We start from the raw sequence: 17,945 nt of genomic DNA on the forward strand, positions 1-17,945 counted from the left end.
GTGAGGTTCGCGCGGAGCTGGGTGTCCTTCGTGGACGAGGCGGCGGCCTTCGGGAACGACGGCAGACCCAGATACGTACCACTCATCGGACCACTCCTCCATTGCGCGCGCCGCCCGTGGCGACATGGACCGGAACCCCGGCGGTCGGGACCGTCAGCGGGTGCTCCCGCGTACTGGCCAGGATCTCCGCGATGTGCACCGGGCGGATGGCGGTGCGCTGCCGGGACATCGTGCCGTCCAGGTGCATCAGGCAGGAGTTGTCGGCCGCGCACAGCACGTCGGCGCCGGTCTCCTCCGCGTGCCGCACCTTGTCCGCGGCCATCGCGGCCGAGACATCGGGATTCTTCACGGCGAAGGTGCCGCCGAAGCCGCAGCACTCCTCCGCACCCTCCAACTCCCGCAGCTCAAGCCCCTTCACAGCCTCCAACAGCCGCCGGGGCCGCTCACCGAGCCCCAGCATCCGCAGCCCGTGACAGGTGGGGTGGTACGTCACTGTGTGCGGGAAGTACGCGCCCACGTCCGTCACCCCCAGCACGTCCACCAGGAACTCCGTCAACTCGTACGTCCTGGGCACCACGTCGGCCAGCGCCTCGCTCAACTCGTCGCCGCGGCCCTCCTCCCGGGCCCGTTCGCCGAGGCGCGGGTAGATGTCCCGCACCATCGCCGCGCAGGAGCCGGACGGCGTGACCACGTAGTCGTATCCGGCGAAGACCCGCGCCTGGCGGCGCGCCAAAGGCTCCGCCTCGTGCCGGTAACCGGTGTTGTAGTGCGCCTGGCCGCAACACGTCTGCCCCATCGGGAAGTCCACCTCGACGCCGAGCCGCGTCAGCAGCGCGACGACGGCCTGGCCGGTCCGTGGATAGAGCGTGTCGTTCACGCAGGTGAGAAACAGGGCGGCACGCATCGCGGCTCCCTCGGGGTCGTGCGGGCGGATGACGGACGGCGGTTGGGCGGGTGACGGACGGTCAGGGGGCGGCGAGGGCACCGGAGATACGGGCGTCCGCCGCGTCCCAGGCGCGCAGGTCACCGCGCGGCTCGTACCGGCGCAACTCCTGCGTGTCGGCGACCAGTTGCCGCATCCGGGCCAGATCGCCGACGAGGCCGTGGGCGCGGGCCTGGACGAGGATGTTGCCGAGCGCGGTCGCCTCGGTGGGCCCGGCGATCACCGGCAGCCCGGACGCGTCCGCGGTGAGGCGGCACAGCAGTTCGTTGCGGCTGCCGCCGCCGACCAGATGGATGTGGGTGATCTCCCGGTCGGCGAGTTCGGCGGCCTTGCGCAGCACCCTGCGGTGCGCGAGCGCCAGGCTCTCCAGCACGCAGCGGACCAGCGCGCCCCGGCTCTCCGGCGGGCGCTGCCCCGTACGCACGCAGTAGTCCGCGATGGCCGCGGGCATGTCGGCCGGTGCCAGGAACTCCGGCGCGTCCGGGTCGATCACCGCGCCGAACGGCTCCGCGCGGCCCGCGTCCGCGAGCAGCGACGCCAGCTCGGACGGCTCGCCGCGCGCGGCCCAGACCCGACGGCACTCCTCCAGCAGCCACATCCCCATGATGTTCCTGAGATAGCGGAACGTGCCGTCGATCCCGCGCTCATTGGTGAAATTCGCGGCCCGCGACGCCGCGCTGAGCACCGGCGCGTCCAGTTCGAGCCCGGCCAGCGACCAGGTGCCGCAGGAGATGTACGCGGAACCCGGCGCGGTGGCCGGTACCGCCGCCACCGCAGAGGCCGTGTCGTGCGAGCCCACCGTGGTGACCCGCGTCCCCGCCGCCAAACCCGTCGCCGCCACGATGTGCGGCAGCAACTCCCCTGCGCTGTCGCCCGGTTGCCGCAGCGGCGGCAGCAACGCCGGGTCCAGGCCGATCCGGTCGGCGAGGTCCCGCGACCACTCGCCCGTACGGGCGTCCAGCAGGCCCGTCGTCGAGGCGTTGGTGACCTCCGCACCGACACTGCCGGTCAGCCAGTGCGTCACCAGGTCGGGGATCAGCAACAGCGTCCGCGCGGCGGCCAGTTGGACCGTGTCCCGCGCCGCCGCGAGCTGGAACACCGTGTTGAACGGCAGGTGCTGGAGGCCGTTGGCCGCGTACAGCTCCTGCGCGCCGACCTCGTCCCGCACCCGCGGCGCCACCTGCGCCGTACGGCTGTCCCGGTAGTGGTACGGGATCCCCAGCAGCGCGCCGTCCGCGTCCAGCAGGCCGTAGTCCACCGCCCACGTGTCCACGCCGACGGACGCCACCGCGGCGCCCGACCTCGCCGCCTCGCGCAGTCCGTCCAGAACGCCGGTGAACAGGCCCGGCAGGTCCCAGTGCAGCCCGCTCGGCAGCCGCACCGGCACATTCGCGAACCTGTTCACTTCCGTGAGGGCCAGTTCCCCGCCGCCCACCCGGCCCACGACGACGCGGCCGCTCGTCGCGCCGAGGTCCGCCGCCGCGAACACGCCTGCGGCTGGGCTTGCGCCTGGGGGTTCGCCGATCATGCCTCTCCTTATACGGTCACTCCTGCGGAGTGCGGTCCTTCATTCTTCCCGCCCCGCGCCCCGGAACGGCTCTCCTACGCGAGGCGTTAGGCCGATCATTTCGGGGCGCGGCCCGTGTGCGGTGTCCTTGCGCTTGGGCGTTGCGCCGATCTTTTAGGGGCGCTGGGGGCACCTCCCGGCCGCAGGCTGGGGGAGGAACCGCGCGCTCAGCCGAAGCGCTCCCGCAGGTCACCACCGGCCCCAGAGGGGCAATTCGGTGGTGTCCCGACCACCGGCCGGTGGGGGCGGGCCGCGCAGTTCCTCCCCCAGCCTTCGGCCGGAAGGTGCCCCCGGTGGCCCTGACGGGGCACGTCCTGCGCAGGGCGAACGCCTAGGGCCGCGCCCTTGAACGCCGGCCCTGCGCAGGGTGACACGCCCTAGCGGAGGAAGGCGGCTGCGACGCCCGCGTCGACGGGGATGTGAAGCCCGGTCGTGTGGGTCAGCTCCCCGCCGGTGAGGGCGAAGACGGCATTGGCGACGTGCTCGGGAAGAACTTCCCGCTTCAAGAGCGTCCGCTGCGCGTAGAACTCCCCGAGCTTGGCCTCCTCGACGCCGTAGACGGCCGCCCGCTTGGCCCCCCAGCCGCCGGCGAAGATGCCGGAACCACGGACGACCCCGTCGGGGTTGATGCCGTTGACACGTACCCCGTACTCACCCAACTCGGCGGCGAGGAGCCGCACTTGGTGGGCCTGGTCGGCCTTGACGGCCGAATAGGCGATGTTGTTGGGCCCGGCGAAGACCGCGTTCTTGGAGGCGATGTAGACGATGTCGCCGCCCAGCTTCTGCTCGATCATGACGCGCGCGGCGGCGCGGGAGACGAGGAAGGAGCCGCGGGCCATGATGTCGTGCTGGAGGTCCCAGTCCTTGGCGGTGGTCTCCAGGAGCGGCTTGGAGATCGAGATCCCCGCGTTGTTGACGACGAGGTCGACCCCGCCGAAGGCGAGCAGCGCGTCGGCGAAGGCCGCCTCGATCTGCTCCTCGGAGGTGACGTCCACGGTGACCGCGACGGCCTTGTCGGGACCGCCCAGCTCCTCGGCCACGGCGGCGGCGTTGCCCGCGTCGAGGTCCGCGACCACCACGCAGGCGCCCTCGGCGACCAGCCGCTGGGCGATGGCCTTGCCGATGCCGGACCCGGCACCGGTGACGAGCGCGATCCGGGTGGCCAGCGGCTTCGGCTTCGGCATCCGCCGCAGCTTGGCCTCCTCCAGCTCCCAGTACTCGATACGGAACTTCTCCGACTCCTCGATCGGCTTGTACGAGGAGACGGCCTCCGCGCCGCGCATCACGTTGATGGCGTTGACGTAGAACTCGCCCGCGACGCGCGCGGTCTGCTTGTCCTTGCCGTAGCTGAACATGCCGACGCCCGGCACGAGGACGATCGCCGGGTCGGCGCCGCGCATGGCGGGGGAGTCGGGTGACGCGTGCCGCTCGTAGTAGGCGGCGTACTCGGCGCGGTACTCCTCGTGCAGCGTGCGCAGCCGGGCCTCGGCCTCGTCGAGGGCCGTGCCCGCGGGCAGGTCGAGGACCAGCGGGCGGACCTTGGTGCGCAGGAAGTGGTCCGGGCAGGACGTGCCCAGCGCGGCCAGCCGCGGGTGCTCGGCGCGCGACAGGAAGTCCAGCACCTCGGGGGAGTCGGTGAAGTGGCCGACCTGCGGCCGGTCCTGGGAGGCGATCGAGCGCAGCAGCGGTGCCAGCGCGGCGGCCCGTACGCGCCGCTCGGACTCCGGCAGCGGCTCGTACCCGTCGAGCACCGCGCCGAACGGGTCGGCCTTGCCGCGCTCCTGGAGGAAGGTCTCCGCGGTGCGGATGATGTGCAGCGAATTGCGTTCGCACTCCTGCGAGGTGGCGCCCCAGGCGGTGACGCCGTGCCCGCCCAGCACACAGCCGATCGCCTCCGGGTGGGCCTCCTTGACCGCCGCGATGTCCAGCCCGAGCTGGAAGCCGGGGCGGCGCCAGGGCACCCACACCACGGTGTCGCCGAAGCACTCCTTGGTCAGCGCCTCGCCGTCGGCCGCGCACGCCAGCGCGATACCGGAGTCCGGGTGCAGGTGGTCCACGTGCGCCGCGTCCACCAGCCCGTGCATCGCGGTGTCGATCGACGGGGCCGCGCCGCCCTTGCCGTGCAGGCAGTAGTCGAAGGCGGCGACCATCTCGTCCTCGCGCTCCACCCCCGGGTAGACCTCGGTGAGGGCGCGCAGCCGGTCCAGGCGCAGCACCGCGAGACCGGAGCCGGTGAGCGTACCGAGGTCGCCACCGGACCCCTTGACCCACATCAGCTCGGTGTCGGCCCCGGTCACCGGGTCGGGCGCGGTGCCCTTGGCGGACGTGTTGCCGCCCGCGTAATTGGTGTTGCGCGGATCGGATCCGAGCCGGTTCGAACGGCCGAGCAGCGCCCCGACCGTGCTGTCGTCGGAACTGGAGGCGGAAGCCATGCGGTGTCCTTCGGAGGAATGAGTACGGGTGCGGGTGCGACGAGCTCGACCGGCTCGGAGGCTCCACTGCGCGTCGCGAAGCCGGTCGGCCGCGTGGGCTCGCCGTCAGGAGGGCCGGCGAGTGAACCGAAGCGGAGCGGTCGCTGTTGAAAGGGAGAACGCGCGCAGGTTGTGAGGAACGAGCAACCGAGCACGATCGACCGTCGACAGCGACTAAGCGCAGCGGAGGTGAACCGAGCCTTGAAAAAAACTGGCGCGGTGAACCGAGCCTTAAAAAATCACGCGCCCCAGCCGGCCTGTTCGCCGCCGACGCGTTCCGAGGTGATGCGGGTGGCCCAGCCGGAGCCGCGGTAGGCGGCCGTCGGGTCGGGGTCGAGACCCAGTTCGGTGCGCACCTCGGCGAGCAGCGGCCGGACGTCGGTGTTGTAGGCGTCCATCAGTACGGCGTTGGCCTCCAGTACGTCACCGGCGCGCTGGGCGGCGCCGAGAGCGTCGAGGTCGACCAGCAGTGCCTTGGCGGTGGCCTCCTGGACGTTCATCACCGAGCGGATGATCGCGGGGATCTTCGCCTCGATGTTGTGGCACTGGTCGAGCATGAAGGCGACGCCGGTCTCCTGCTTCAGGCCGCCGTTCTTGGCGACCTCGTGCATGATCCGGAAGAGCTGGAAGGGGTCGGCGGAGCCGACCATGAGGTCGTCGTCGGCGTAGAAGCGGGAGTTGAAGTCGAAGCCGCCGAGCTTCTTCTCACGCAGCAGGAACGCGACGATGAACTCGATGTTGGTGCCCGGCGCGTGGTGGCCGGTGTCCACGACGACCTGCGCCTTGTCGCCCAGCTTGAGGCAGTGCGCGTAGGAGGTGCCCCAGTCGGGGACGTCCGTGGTGTAGAAGGCGGGCTCGAAGAGCTTGTACTCCAGCAGCATCCGCTGGTCGTCGCCGAGCCGGTCGTACACCTGGGACAGCGCCTCGGCGAGCCGGTCCTGGCGGGCGACGATGTCGTCCTGGCCCGGGTAGTTGGTGCCGTCGGAGAACCACAGCTTCAGGTCGCGCGAGCCGGTGGCGTCCATGATGTCGACGCACTCCAGCAGATAGCTGACGGCCTTGCGGCGGATCGCGGGGTCGGCGTTGGTGACCGAGCCGAGCTTGTAGTCGTCGTCCTGGAAGACGTTGGAGTTGATCGCGCCCAGGGTCAGGCCGCGCTCCTTCGCGTACGCGCCGAGCGCCGCGTAGTCGTCCACCAGGTCCCAGGGGATGTGCAGGGAGACGATGGGCGCGACGCCGGTGGCCGCGTGCACCTGGGCCGCGTCGTCCAGCTTTTCGTACGGGTTACGCGGCACGCCCTCCTGCCTGAACACCTTGAAACGGGTGCCCGAGTTGCCGTAGGCCCACGAAGGGGTCTCGATCCGCTGGGACTTCAGCGCCGCCTTCACGGCCGACAGGTCTGTCATGGCAACCTCTGTGAATCGTTTCATTTGACGGCTCACCTTAAAGGCGACACTGCGCCATGTCAATGGTCATGACGAGAACCCGATGGCGGGCCGGTCGCCGTTATTGAATCGTGTCACATGAGCCGGACGCGCTGCTAGAGGGTCTCTTTCCAGCCGCGATTGGCCGTCCGTCGGGGGTTGATCTCCCGAAATGGCTTCCACGGACTCTTGACGGCCTGATCAAGCGGGGCTAACGTCCCGGCAACTCCATTGAAACATTTCACCCCGCGGCGCAAGACCGGGAGATCCAGGAGACATCAATGACCGACCCCGAACCGGAACGGACTCCGGTCCTCGCGCTGGAGGGGGTGAGCAAGTCCTTCGGCGCGGTACGGGCACTGCGCGACGTCTCACTGCGGCTGTACGCGGGTGAGGCGCACGCCCTCGCGGGGGAGAACGGCGCCGGCAAATCGACCTTGATCAAGGCACTGGCCGGGGTGCACCGACCGGACACCGGAACGGTACTGCTCGACGGCGCGCCGGTGGTCTTCCACGGCCCGGCCGACGCGCGCGACGCCGGTGTGGCCGTCATCTACCAGGAGCCCACGCTCTTCCCCGACCTCTCCATCGCCGAGAACATCTTCGTCGGCCGCCAGCCGCGCCGCTCGCTCGGCCGGGTCGACCACAAGGCCGTGCACAAGGCCACCGAGCAACTCTTCAAGCGGCTCGGCGTCGACCTCGACCCCGACCAGCCCGCCCGCGGCCTGTCCATCGCCGACCAGCAGCTCGTCGAGATCGCCAAGGCGCTCTCCTTCGACGCCCGCGTGCTGATCATGGACGAGCCCACCGCCGCCCTCACCGGCAGCGAGGTCGCCCGGCTCTTCGGCGTCGTCAGGGCGCTGCGCGAGGACGGCGCCGCCGTCCTGTTCATCTCGCACCGGCTGGAAGAGGTCTTCGCGCTGTGCCAGCAGGTCACCACCCTGCGGGACGGCGCCTGGATCGCCAGCGAGCCGGTCGACGGCCTCACCGAGGACGACCTGGTCCGCCGGATGGTCGGCCGTGACCTGGACGAGCTCTACCCCAAGCAGGACGCCAAGGTCGGCGACGTCGCGCTGAGCGTGCGCAGGCTGACCCGTGAAGGCGTCTTCACCGACGTGTCCTTCGACGTCAGGCGCGGCGAGATCGTCGGCCTGGCCGGACTCGTCGGCGCCGGGCGCAGCGAGGTGGCCCGCGCCGTCTTCGGCGTGGACCGCTGGGACGCGGGCGAGGTCGAGGTCGACGGCCGCCCGCTGAAGTCCGGCGCCCCCAGCCTCGCCATGGCCGCGGGCCTGGCCCTCGTACCCGAGGACCGCCGCGAACAGGGCCTGGTCATGGAGATGTCCATCGAGCGCAACATCAACCTCACCGGCTTCAAGGCCACCACCCGCGCGGGCCTGATGGACCGCGGCGCCGAGCGCAGCCGCGCCGTCGACTGGGCCATGCGCCTCCAGGTGAAGTACGCCCGCCTCGCCGATGTCGTCGGCACGCTGTCCGGCGGCAACCAGCAGAAGGTGGTGCTGGCCAAGTGGCTGGCCACCGACCCCCGGGTGCTGATCGTCGACGAGCCCACCCGCGGCATCGACGTCGGCACCAAGGCCGAGGTGCACCGGCTGCTCTCACAGCTCGCCGCCGACGGCCTCGCCGTCCTGATGATCTCCTCCGACCTCCCGGAGATCCTCGGCATGGCCGACCGTGTCCTGGTGATGCACGAGGGCCGGCTGGCCGCCGACATCCCGCGCGCGGACGCCACCGAGGAATCCGTCATGGCAGCGGCCACCGGCCGCGGAAGGAACGCGGCATGACCATGACCGCCAAACCGGCGTCGGCCGCGCCGCCGGACACCGCCTCCACCGGCGGCCTCCTCGACCGGGTGCTGAAGGTCAGGGAACTGGCCATCCTCGTCGTCCTGGTGCTGATGCTGCTGGCCACCCAGCTCGACAACAGCGCCTTCCTGTCCCAGCAGGGCATCAAGGACCTGCTGCTCAACGCGACCATCCTGGTGCTCGTCGCGGTCGGTCAGGCCATGGTGGTGATCACCCGGAACGTCGACCTGTCGGTCGGCTCCACGCTGGGCATCACCGCCTTCGCCGCGGGCGAGTTCCTGCGCGGCGGCGGCAATCCGCTGGTCGCCATCCTGATCGCGGTCGCCCTAGGCGCCGGATTCGGCATCGTCAACGGCCTGTTGGTCAGCCTCGGCCAGGTGCCCGCGCTGGTCGTCACCCTCGGCACGCTCTACATCATCCGCGGCCTGGACTCGATCTGGTTCGGCTCCAAGCAGATCACCGCCGCCGACCTCCCGTCGGGCTTCGGCAGCTTCGGGCACGACGGCCTCGGCGCCGTCCCGTATCTCGCGCTGCTCACCGCGGTCGTGCTGATCATCGCCGCGTACTACCTGCGCAGTTACCGCAGCGGACGCGACCTGTACGCGCTCGGTTCGAGCCCGGAGGCCGCGCGGCTGGCCGGTGTGCCGGTCCGCAAGCGCATCCTCACCGCCTACATCGTCTGCGGCGCCCTCGCGGGCCTGGCGGGCGCTCTCTACCTCGCCCGCTTCGGCAATGTCGACTCCGGCACCGGCAGCGGCTACGAACTCACCGTCGTCAGCGCCGTGGTGGTCGGCGGCGTCGCCTTCACCGGCGGCTCCGGCAGCCTGTACGGCGCCGCGCTCGGCGCCCTGCTGCTGACCTCGATCAACAGCGTGCTCCCCTCGATCGGCGTCAGCTCCGTATGGGTGCAGGCCATCGACGGCGTCCTCCTGCTGCTGGCCATCGCCGTCGACCGGGTGGTCGCGCTGCGGGTCGCGGCGGTGCTCCGTAAGCGGGCCGCACAGACAAGGAGTGCGACAACTCATGCCTGAGCCAACGAAATCCACCGGTCCGGCGAAGGCCGCGAAGCCGTCCGCCGGTACGAACCCGCCCGCCGGTACGAAGCCGTCCGCCGGTACGAACCCGTCCACCGGTACGAAGCCGTCCGCGAGCGCGAAGCCCGCCACCGCGGGCCGTACGGCGACCGGTTGGGCGCGGGACGCGTTCCGCTGGGACACCGTCGTCGGAGCCCTGCTCGTCGTCCTGCTGCTCTGCTCCTTCTCCCTGGTCGACAACTTCGGCAACGCGCTGAATCTGTCGTTCCTGATCGGCAACACCCTGCCGATCGCGCTCATCGCGCTGCCGATGACGATGCTGGTGATCTCCGGAGAGATCGACCTGTCGGTCGGCTCCACCGCGGGCCTGTCCGGCGCCGTCATGGGCAAGCTGTGGAACGACGGCATGGCCATCGAGATGATCATCCCGCTGTGCATCCTGCTCGGCGTGGTCTGCGGCCTGGTCAACGGCCTGCTGGTGACCCGGCTCGGACTGCCCTCGCTGGCCGTCACCATCGGCACCCTGGCCGCCTACCGCGGCATCGCGCAGATCGTGCTCGGCTCCAACTCGGTGACCGACTTCCCGCAGCAGTACCTGGACTTCGGCTCCGCGCGGATCGGCGGCACCTTCATCCCGCAGGCCGCCATCCCGTGGGCCGTCCTGCTGGTCATCGCGGTCGTCGTCCTGCACGCCACCCCGGTCGGCCGCTCGCTGTTCGCGGTCGGCGCCTCGCAGGAGGCCGCGCGCTTCGCGGGCATCCGCACCAAGCGGCTGAAGCTGTCGATGTTCGTCGCCACCGGCACGATCTCCGCGCTCACCGGCGTCTTCTGGGCCCTGCACTACGCCAGCGCCCGCTACGACAACGCCACCGGCCTCGAACTGTCCGTCATCGCCGGTGTGCTGCTCGGCGGCATCGACTTCGACGGCGGCAAGGGCACGCTGGGCGGCGCGATCGCCGGAGTGTTCCTGCTCGGCGCGCTCCAGAACGTGATGAGTCTGATCAACGTCTCCGCGCAGTCCCAGATCCTGATCACCGGAGTCCTGCTGGTGATCTCGGTACTGGCACCGCGGGTGGCCCGGCAGGTGGGCAGGGCGCGAGCCCGGCGCAGAACCGCCGACGCGCCACCACCGGCCGCACTGGCCGCCACCTGACCCCCCGCACCACGCACGTCGTCCGAACACCCTCACCTGGTCGTCACCTGCCGCGAGTGCGGCATCGAAAGGACACCCGCATGTCGTACAGAACCGCCCCCGCCCGTCGCGCCGCGGCCGCGGTCGCCGTTGTCGCCGTCGTCGCGCTCAGCGCCACTGCCTGTGGCGGCACCACCAAGAAGTCCAGCTCGGACTCGGAATCGGCCTCCGCCGGATCCGGTACGAAGGCGTCGGCCTCCGCCGACCCGAACGCGCCCGTCAAGAAGGGCCTGACCATCGCCTACCTGCCCAAGCAGGTGAACAACCCGTACTTCACCATCTCCGACAACGGCGGCAAGAAGGCCGTCGAGGCGCTCGGCGAGAAGTACAAGGAGGTCGGCACCAGCAGCGGCACCGACACCGCGGGCCAGGTCAGCTACGTCAACACCCTGACGCAGCAGCAGGTCAGCGCCATCGCGGTGTCCGCGCAGGACCCCGGCGCGCTGTGCACCGCGCTGAACCAGGCCCGCAAGAACGGCGTCAAGGTCGTCACGTACGACTCGGACACCAACACCAACTGCCGTGACGCGTTCGTCTCGCAGGCCAGCGCGGAGGACCTGGGCCGTACCGAGGTCCAGTTGATGGCCAAGCAGATCAACAACAAGGGCCAGATCGCGATCCTGTCGGCGGCCCAGACGGCCACCAACCAGAACACCTGGATCGACTTCATGAAGGACGAGCTGAAGAAGCCGGAGTACAAGGACATCCAGCTCGTCAAGGTCGCCTACGGCAACGACGACGCGCAGGCGTCGTTCCAGCAGACCCAGGGCCTGCTCCAGCAGTACCCGAACCTGAAGGGGATCATCTCCCCGACCACGGTCGGCATCAAGGCCGCGGCGCAGTACCTGAGCGGTTCCAAGTACAAGGGGAAGGTCCAGCTCACCGGCCTGGGCACGCCCAACGACATGCGCGCGTACGTCAACAACGGCACCGTGCAGTCCTTTGAGCTGTGGGACCCGGCCAAGCTCGGCGCGCTCGCGGGCTACACCGCCGTCGCGCTGGCCTCCGGCCAGATCACCGGCGCCGAGGGCGAGACCTTCACCGCGGGCGACATGGGCACCTTCACCGTCGGCAAGGACAGCGTCATCGTCCTCGGCAAGCCGACCGTCTTCGACAAGGCGAACATCGGCCAGTTCAACTTCTGAGCCGACGGCACCATCCAGTAAGGCAGTTGGACCGCCGGCCCTGTGGGTCCGGGCCGGCGGTGTGCGGAAGGAAATCCTCAAGTGCGGCGCGTCTGCTTTGTGTTGAAGGTCCGTCAGGAACGGCTGGACGAGTACCGTGCCAGGCACGCGGACGTCTGGCCGCGGATGCGTGAGGCGCTGTCCGCCGCCGGCTGGCACAACTACTCGCTGTTCCTGCGCGAGGACGGCCTGCTCGTCGGCTATCTGGAGACCGAGGACTTCGAGCGGGCGCGCGCCGCCATGGACGGTACGGAGGTGAACGCCCGCTGGCAGGCGGAAATGGCGGGCTTCTTCGAGGAGTTGGACGGCGTCGCGCCCGACGCGGCGATGGTCCCGCTCACCGAGGTGTCCCACCTTCCGTGAACATGAGAGGTTGGAACGATTCAGTTCGTGCCGGATCAACCAGCACGCACTGTGCTTGAATAAGTTCAATGCGTTGATTCCGGGTGAACGTCGAGCACGTCGCGCCGACGCCGGATGAGCGTTACGAGGAGCCCTGCCTGCGGCGGGCGGGACGGAGCAGTGGAGCCCATGGTTGGGATCAAGGACGTGGCACGGCAGGCGGGTGTCTCGGTCGGGACCGTCTCCAATGTGATCAACCGCCCGGACCTGGTGTCCGAGGAGACCAGGACCCGGGTGCAGTCGGTCATCAGCCGCCTCGGCTACATACGGAGTGAGTCCGCCCGCCAACTGCGGGCCGGGGCAAGCCGTATCGTCGCGCTGCTCGTCCTCGACATGGGCAACCCCTTCTTCGTCGACGTGGCCAGCGGCGCCGAGCGCGCCGCCCGCGCCGCCGGACTCGGCGTCATGGTCTGCAACAGCGCGCAGAGCACCAGCGAGGAGGTCGAGTACCTGTCGCTCTTCGCCGAGCAGCGGGTGCGCGGCGTGCTGGTCACCCCCGCCGACGCGACCGGACACAGCCTCAAGACGCTGCGCAGCCAGGGCATTCCGTACGTCCTGGTCGACCGGGTCTCCGCCGACGTCGCCGTCTGCTCGGTCTCGGTGGACGACGTCGTCGGCGGACGCCTCGCCGCCCAGCACCTGATCGCCGCGGGACACCGCTCGATCGTCTACGTCGGCGGCCCGCCCGAACTCCCGCAGGTCCGCGACCGCCGCGCCGGGGCGCTCGCCGCGCTGGCCGAGGCCGGACTGCCGCCCGAGTCGCTGACCGAGGTGTCCGCCGAGCGGCTGGACGTCTCTGCGGGCCGCGACGCCGGAGCCCGGCTGCTCGGCCTGGCGCCCCGGCCCACCGCCGTCTTCTGCGCCAACGACCTGCTGGCCCTCGGGGTCCTCCAGGCGGTCTTCGCCGCCAGGATCGCGGTCCCCGAGGAGATGGCCATCGTCGGTTACGACGACATCGAATTCGCCGCTGCCGCGGCCGTACCGCTGACCTCGGTCCGGCAGCCCGCCGTCGCGATGGGGCGGCTCGCCGCCGAGATGCTGCTGGAGGAGACGGCGGACCCCGAGGGCCACGAGCACCGCCAGGTCGTCCTCCAGCCGGAGCTGGTCGTGCGCGGCTCCAGCCTCGGGGCGCGCTGAGGGAGTCCGGCCGCGCGCCCCGCGTTACGTGAGCGGGGCGTCGTTCGGCCGGGTCGGGACGGCGTCCAGCGCGGCGAGGGTCGCGGCGTCGAGCGTGAGCGCGCCCGCGGCCACGTTCGCTTCGAGGTGGGCGGTGTTCGACGTGCCCGGGATGAGGTGGACGTTCGGCGCGTGGTGCAGCAGCCAGGCCAGGCCGACCTGGGAGGGCGTGGCGCCCAGCGCCCGCGCCGCGGCGATCACCGCCGGTTCGTCGGTCACCTTCGGCAGGCCGGGGAAGGCGCTGCCGAGCGGGAAGTACGGCACCCACGCGATGTCCTGCGCGGTGCAGAGGGCCAGCATGTCCTCGTCGTCGCGCGCCACGAGGCTGTACGCGTTCTGCACGCACGCGATGCCCGCCGGGATCGCCCGGCGCAGATTGTCCAGGCTCACGCTGCTCAGCCCGATCGCGCCGATCTTGCCCTCGTCGCGCAGCGCCACCATCGTCGCGAGCTGGTCGTCGAGTTCGACCACCTGGTCGCCCTCGGCCCGCAGGCCCGGCCCGACATCGGTGCGGCGCAGATTCACCAGCGGGATCCGGTCGAGGCCGAGGCTCGCGAGATTGTCCTCCACGGCCGCCCGCAACTCCTCGGGCTTCTGCGCGAGTCGCAGGTGCACCGGGCCGCCGGAATCCGGTGCGGCTCCCACCTTGCTGGCGACCAGCACCTCGTCCTCGGACCTGACCGCCTCGCGGATCACCCCGTTGACGAAGCCGTCGCCGTAGAACTGCGCCGTATCGACGTGGTCCACCCCGAGTTCGACCGCCCGCCGCAGTACGGCGACCGCGGCGGCCCGCCCGGCCCGCTCGGTCAGTTGCATCGCCCCGTACCCGACGCGCGACACCGTCCGCCCGGCCAGCGCCCCCGCCCCTCCGGCCCGCCGCGCCCCGCCGGCCGTCGTCCCGTCCGAGGTCATCCCGCTGGAAGCCATGAGCATCCCGTTCCCGTGCGACACCAGAACAAGCGGAGGTCACTCCGCTTCTTCGACCGTACCACTACCGGAGATCCCTCCGCTTTGCTCCGGCGCTCTCTGCCCGCCCGCGGCGGCGGCCGTTAATTCGGTGGCGGAGGCGGTGGGGGAGGGGCTACGGTCCCTGGTGTTGGAGCGGGAGCTGCGGAAGTGGCTCGCCGCTGTCGGCTCGTGAGTACGGCCAGGAGGTGTGACTCGATGACTGCCTTGGTGATGGGCGCTGCCCAGATGCGGAAGTTCATTCAGTTCACCTCTGTGGTCTCCGGCTGACCTCTCTTCTTCTGCCGCGCCGATCGGACGCGCGGTGCCGGGGCCCTGTTGGAAGGGTTTCCCTTGTCTTTCTCGTCTTCTTCCTTCTCGTCGTCGTCCTCCTCCTGGTCCTCACTCGTCCCGTACGGCTGGGACTCGGTGCTGGACGACGCCTTCTCGGCGTACGCGGCGGACGGACTGGTGCCCGCGCGGATCGTGCGGGTCGACCGGGGGATGTGCGACGTCGTCGTCCCCGACGGCGCGGACGGTCTGCTGACGGTCCGCGCCGACACCGATCCGGTGCACTCGCCGGATCCGATGCTCGTGGCGTGCACCGGGGACTGGGCGGCGTTCGACCCGGACCCGGCGCAGCCGAAGGGCCCGTCGGTACGGGCGCTGCTGCCGCGCAGGACCGCGATCGTACGGTCGGCGTCGTCCAAGCGCTCCGAGGGCCAGGTGCTCGCGGCCAATATCGACCACGCGGTGATCGCGGTGTCGCTGGCGGCCGACCTCGATCTGGGGCGCCTCGAACGCTTCCTCTCCCTGGCCTGGGAGAGCGGCGCGCAACCGGTGGTCGCGCTGACCAAGGCGGACCTCGTGCCGGACACCACCTATCTGCTGGAGGACGCCGAATCGGCGGCGCCCGGAGTGCCGGTCCTGGTGGTGAGCGCCACGACCGGGGAGGGGATCGAGGCGCTGTCGGAGCTGCTGGCGGGCGGCACCTCGGTGCTGCTCGGCCAGTCGGGCGCGGGCAAGTCCACGCTCACCAACGCCCTGTTGGGGCGCGAAGCGCAGGAGGTGCAGGCCACCAGGGACTCCGACGGCAAGGGCCGGCACACCACGACCACGCGTGACCTGCTGCCGATGCCGCAGGGCGGGGTGCTGATCGACACGCCGGGGCTGCGCGGGGTCGGCCTGTGGGACGCGGAGTCCGGGCTCCACCAGGTGTTCTCCGAGATCGAGCAACTGGCCCGCGACTGCCGCTTCCAGGACTGCTCGCACCAGTCGGAGCCGGGCTGCGCCGTCCTGGCCGCGCTGGAGGACGGCACCTTGCAGCACCGCCGTCTGGAGAGTTACCGCAAGCTGCTGCGCGAGAACGCGTGGATCGCCTCACGCACCGACCAGCGACTGCGCTCCGAGATGCGGCGCGAGTGGAAGCAACGGACCGCGGCGGGCCGGGAGATGTACGAGCGCAAGCGCGGCGGGGGCGGCGGCCACCGCCGCCGGTCCTGAACCCGGTCCCGTACGGCCGACCGTACGGGCGCGGACCCTATCCGGCGCCGCCGCCAGGACCCTGCTGGTGGCGGCGCCGCACCGCGATCGGGCTGCCCGCACTCCAGAACGAGCCGACGACACAGGCGACCACGAGCACGACGATCACGACGCCGAGAATCACGCTGTATGCCATGTCGGACCTCCTCGCCTCCGGCACGGCCTTCACCGTGCCCTCACCTTCGCTACCTGTTCGTGACCTTCCCTTCGCCCGACGTTCCCAACCCACAGGTGGGGGACCGGTGTTCGCGCGTGGGTTCGATCCGATGAAGTGACGGTATGTCAGGCGGAGTCGGGCGGTGCCGAGTGCCCTCGGACGGGCGCGGTGCGGCGCTCAGGGGGAAGCGTGGTGCTCGGGCCGGGATTCGGCGCTCAGGCGGAGGCGCGGACCACGAGGTGCGTCGGCGTGACGATGGAGGACAGGGCGGGAACGCTCTGCGGGCCCGTCGGCGGCGCCACCGCGCGCAGGAGGAGGCGGGCCATGAGGCGGCCCATTTCTTCGATGTCCTGGCGGACGGTGGTCAGGGGCGGGTCGGTCCATTCGGCGACGGAGACCATGTCGTCGAAGCCGACGACGGCGATGTCGTCGGGGACGCGGTGTCCTGAGGTGCGCAGGACGCGCAGAGCGCCGGAGGCCATGACGTCGGAGGCGGCGAAGACGGCGTCCAGGTCGGGGCAGCGCTGGAGGAGTTCGGCCATGGCGCGGGCGCCGCCTTCCGGGGTGAAGTCGCCCTCGGCGATCATCCGGGGGTCGGTCTCCGGCAGCACGTCGCGGAAGCCGTCCAGCCGGTCCACCGACGCCGTCTGGTCAAGTGGCCCCGCGATGTGGGCGATCCGGCGGCGGCCGATCCTCAGCAGGTGCCGTACCGCGTCCCGTGCGCCGCCCCGGTTGTCGCAGTCCACGTACAACGTGCCGTGGTCGCTGTCGAAGTCGGTCCAGCCGGGCCGCCCGCCGATCACCGTGGGCACTCCGGCCCTGCGGGCCAGCACGGGCAGCGAGTCGTCGGTGTGCAGCGAGAAGATCAGCGCGCCGTCGACGTGACCGCCCGCCAGATAGCGGCCGACCCGCTCGTAATCCGCGGCCCCCTCGGTCAGCAGCAGCACCAACTGGTTGTCCCGCGCGGTGAGTTCCTTGCTGATCCCGCGCACCTGCTGCGCGAAGAACGGGTCGGTGAAGAACCGCGTCTCCGGCTCGGCGACCACCACCGCGATGGCGTCATTGCGCCGCGTCACCAGCGTGCGGGCCGCCTGATTGGGCACATACCCCAGCTCGTCCACGGCCTTGCGGACCCGCTCCACCAGCGGCGCCCGTACCCCTTCGCTGCCGTTGACCACGCGCGAGGCGGTGGCACGCGACACCCCGGCCCGCGCGGCGACGGCCTCCAGCGTAGGACGCGGCGCGAAGCTCGGGTCGGACAAGGGACGTCTCCTTCACGCGGAAATAACAGAAAACCGGGGGCCGGTACGCGCACAGCGTAACGGGTCCCCCGGCGCGGCGTGAGAGCGCTCTCCGTGTCGGTTCGGCAGGTGAGACGGGTGTGCCTTGTGTGCGCCTTGTGCGGGCCGGGCGACGGTGGTGCGAGCGACGCCCGGCGAGGTCCGGCGCGCGGGGTCAGTCCTCCAGGCCCCAGCCGATGATCGAGTACGGGTGGATCCGGATCAACTCGTCGCTCATCTGCGCGCCGAGGTCGTGCGGGCCCACGACCTGCTCGGCGGTGCCGCGGATCTCGACCCCGCGCACCGTCCACGGGTCGGTGCCCGCGATGTCGTCCACGACCAGCGACACATAGTGGTTCGCCGCCACATTGCGCCACTTCTTCGTGGCGCCCATCGTGTAGCCGCCGATGTCGACCGTGCCGTCCGGGCGAAGGAAGTAGCCGACCGGATTGGCCTGCGGACGGCCCTGCGCGTCCACGGTCGCCAGCCGCCCGAGGCGCTGCGTGCGCAGATAGCGCAGCTCGGCCTCGGTCAGCGCTGTCCTGGGTGTCTTGATCGCCATGCCCTCACCCTCACACGGGTGAGCGCACCGGGCCATTGGACCTTTGACCTATCCAGGACCTAGGTGTATTGACCTGGAGGGTTGTTGACGCGGGTGATGGGTGGCTGGCCGCCGAGTGCGGTGTGGGTGCGGTGGTGGTTGTAGGTGTGGGGGAAGTCTGCCAGGGCTGCGGTCCGCTGGTCGTTGGTGGTGTAGGGCTGTTGGTAGGCCCATTCGTCGAGCAGGGTGCGGTTGAAGCGTTCG

General features: G+C 70.7%; 16 protein-coding genes. 7 read left to right on the forward strand and 9 right to left on the reverse strand.

Going from position 1 to position 17,945, the window contains the following annotated elements:
• Window positions 1–82: 82 nt before the first annotated feature.
• From ABZX65_RS35900 to rhaI, 4 genes are all read right to left on the reverse strand, one after another.
• Entirely contained in the window at window positions 83–904 is an 822-nt protein-coding gene (locus ABZX65_RS35900; RefSeq protein WP_355350145.1) for a (Fe-S)-binding protein, read from the reverse strand.
• Between the two features lie 61 nt (window positions 905–965).
• The gene (locus ABZX65_RS35905; protein ID WP_355350148.1) at window positions 966–2,471 is read right to left on the reverse strand and encodes a rhamnulokinase family protein; all 1,506 of its coding nucleotides are present in this window, start codon (window positions 2,469–2,471) and stop codon (window positions 966–968) included.
• 416 nt (window positions 2,472–2,887) lie between these two features.
• Window positions 2,888–4,942, reverse strand: a complete 2,055-nt coding sequence (locus tag ABZX65_RS35910; protein WP_355350151.1) for a bifunctional aldolase/short-chain dehydrogenase — start codon at window positions 4,940–4,942, stop codon at window positions 2,888–2,890.
• 278 nt (window positions 4,943–5,220) lie between these two features.
• Window positions 5,221–6,387, reverse strand: a complete 1,167-nt coding sequence (gene rhaI / locus ABZX65_RS35915) for an L-rhamnose isomerase (RefSeq protein ID WP_355350154.1) — start codon at window positions 6,385–6,387, stop codon at window positions 5,221–5,223.
• Between the two features lie 299 nt (window positions 6,388–6,686).
• On the opposite strand from rhaI, the gene ABZX65_RS35920 reads away from it, so the two are divergent.
• From ABZX65_RS35920 to ABZX65_RS35945, 6 genes are all read left to right on the forward strand, one after another.
• On the forward strand, window positions 6,687–8,207 hold the full coding sequence (locus tag ABZX65_RS35920; RefSeq protein WP_355350157.1) for a sugar ABC transporter ATP-binding protein: 1,521 nt from the start codon (window positions 6,687–6,689) through the stop codon (window positions 8,205–8,207).
• Entirely contained in the window at window positions 8,204–9,259 is a 1,056-nt protein-coding gene (locus tag ABZX65_RS35925; protein WP_355350160.1) for an ABC transporter permease, read from the forward strand. The genes ABZX65_RS35920 and ABZX65_RS35925 overlap by 4 nt, the downstream gene beginning before the upstream one ends.
• Window positions 9,252–10,415, forward strand: coding sequence for an ABC transporter permease (locus ABZX65_RS35930; RefSeq protein ID WP_355350163.1), 1,164 nt, complete (start codon window positions 9,252–9,254; stop codon window positions 10,413–10,415). Before ABZX65_RS35925 ends, ABZX65_RS35930 begins: the two co-directional genes overlap by 8 nt.
• 80 nt (window positions 10,416–10,495) lie before the next feature.
• Entirely contained in the window at window positions 10,496–11,599 is a 1,104-nt protein-coding gene (gene rhaS, locus ABZX65_RS35935; RefSeq protein WP_355350166.1) for a rhamnose ABC transporter substrate-binding protein, read from the forward strand.
• 81 nt (window positions 11,600–11,680) lie between these two features.
• The gene (locus ABZX65_RS35940; RefSeq protein WP_355350169.1) at window positions 11,681–12,001 is read left to right on the forward strand and encodes an L-rhamnose mutarotase; all 321 of its coding nucleotides are present in this window, start codon (window positions 11,681–11,683) and stop codon (window positions 11,999–12,001) included.
• Between the two features lie 159 nt (window positions 12,002–12,160).
• Window positions 12,161–13,177: a LacI family DNA-binding transcriptional regulator gene (locus tag ABZX65_RS35945; protein WP_355350172.1), complete on the forward strand. Its 1,017-nt coding sequence runs from the start codon at window positions 12,161–12,163 to the stop codon at window positions 13,175–13,177.
• Window positions 13,178–13,201: 24 nt separating this feature from the next.
• Here the strand turns inward: ABZX65_RS35945 and ABZX65_RS35950 are convergent, their stop codons facing one another.
• The gene (locus tag ABZX65_RS35950; RefSeq protein ID WP_355350175.1) at window positions 13,202–14,143 is read right to left on the reverse strand and encodes an aldo/keto reductase; all 942 of its coding nucleotides are present in this window, start codon (window positions 14,141–14,143) and stop codon (window positions 13,202–13,204) included.
• A 372-nt stretch (window positions 14,144–14,515) separates the two neighbouring features.
• On the opposite strand from ABZX65_RS35950, the gene rsgA reads away from it, so the two are divergent.
• Complete coding sequence (gene rsgA / locus ABZX65_RS35955; RefSeq protein ID WP_355350178.1) at window positions 14,516–15,664, forward strand: ribosome small subunit-dependent GTPase A; 1,149 nt, start codon at window positions 14,516–14,518, stop codon at window positions 15,662–15,664.
• 37 nt (window positions 15,665–15,701) lie between these two features.
• Here the strand turns inward: rsgA and ABZX65_RS35960 are convergent, their stop codons facing one another.
• The 4 genes from ABZX65_RS35960 to ABZX65_RS35975 form a co-directional block, all read right to left on the reverse strand.
• On the reverse strand, window positions 15,702–15,839 hold the full coding sequence (locus ABZX65_RS35960) for a hypothetical protein (protein WP_188282881.1): 138 nt from the start codon (window positions 15,837–15,839) through the stop codon (window positions 15,702–15,704).
• 236 nt (window positions 15,840–16,075) lie between these two features.
• Window positions 16,076–17,122 carry a LacI family DNA-binding transcriptional regulator gene (locus tag ABZX65_RS35965; RefSeq protein WP_355350182.1) on the reverse strand — a complete coding sequence of 349 codons (1,047 nt, stop codon included), beginning with the start codon at window positions 17,120–17,122 and terminating at the stop codon, window positions 16,076–16,078.
• Between the two features lie 193 nt (window positions 17,123–17,315).
• Window positions 17,316–17,702 (reverse strand): PPOX class F420-dependent oxidoreductase, encoded by a 387-nt coding sequence (locus ABZX65_RS35970; RefSeq protein WP_355350185.1) that lies wholly within the window; start codon window positions 17,700–17,702, stop codon window positions 17,316–17,318.
• A gap of 59 nt (window positions 17,703–17,761) precedes the next feature.
• A partial coding sequence (locus ABZX65_RS35975; protein ID WP_355350187.1) for an integrase core domain-containing protein occupies window positions 17,762–17,945 on the reverse strand: 184 nt, incomplete at its 5' end.

The organism is Streptomyces sp. NPDC003300 (genome assembly GCF_040610915.1).
Lineage (GTDB): Bacteria > Actinomycetota > Actinomycetes > Streptomycetales > Streptomycetaceae > Actinacidiphila.

Coding starts and splice junctions, on each gene's coding strand:
- ABZX65_RS35900 (WP_355350145.1), bottom strand. CDS start 904: ATGCGTGCCGCCCTGTTTCTCACCTGCGTGAACGACACGCTCTATCCA.
- ABZX65_RS35905 (WP_355350148.1), bottom strand. CDS start 2,471: ATGATCGGCGAACCCCCAGGCGCAAGCCCAGCCGCAGGCGTGTTCGCG.
- ABZX65_RS35910 (WP_355350151.1), bottom strand. CDS start 4,942: ATGGCTTCCGCCTCCAGTTCCGACGACAGCACGGTCGGGGCGCTGCTC.
- rhaI (WP_355350154.1), bottom strand. CDS start 6,387: ATGACAGACCTGTCGGCCGTGAAGGCGGCGCTGAAGTCCCAGCGGATC.
- ABZX65_RS35920 (WP_355350157.1), top strand. CDS start 6,687: ATGACCGACCCCGAACCGGAACGGACTCCGGTCCTCGCGCTGGAGGGG.
- ABZX65_RS35925 (WP_355350160.1), top strand. CDS start 8,204: ATGACCATGACCGCCAAACCGGCGTCGGCCGCGCCGCCGGACACCGCC.
- ABZX65_RS35930 (WP_355350163.1), top strand. CDS start 9,252: ATGCCTGAGCCAACGAAATCCACCGGTCCGGCGAAGGCCGCGAAGCCG.
- rhaS (WP_355350166.1), top strand. CDS start 10,496: ATGTCGTACAGAACCGCCCCCGCCCGTCGCGCCGCGGCCGCGGTCGCC.
- ABZX65_RS35950 (WP_355350175.1), bottom strand. CDS start 14,143: ATGGCTTCCAGCGGGATGACCTCGGACGGGACGACGGCCGGCGGGGCG.
- ABZX65_RS35960 (WP_188282881.1), bottom strand. CDS start 15,839: ATGGCATACAGCGTGATTCTCGGCGTCGTGATCGTCGTGCTCGTGGTC.
- ABZX65_RS35970 (WP_355350185.1), bottom strand. CDS start 17,702: ATGGCGATCAAGACACCCAGGACAGCGCTGACCGAGGCCGAGCTGCGC.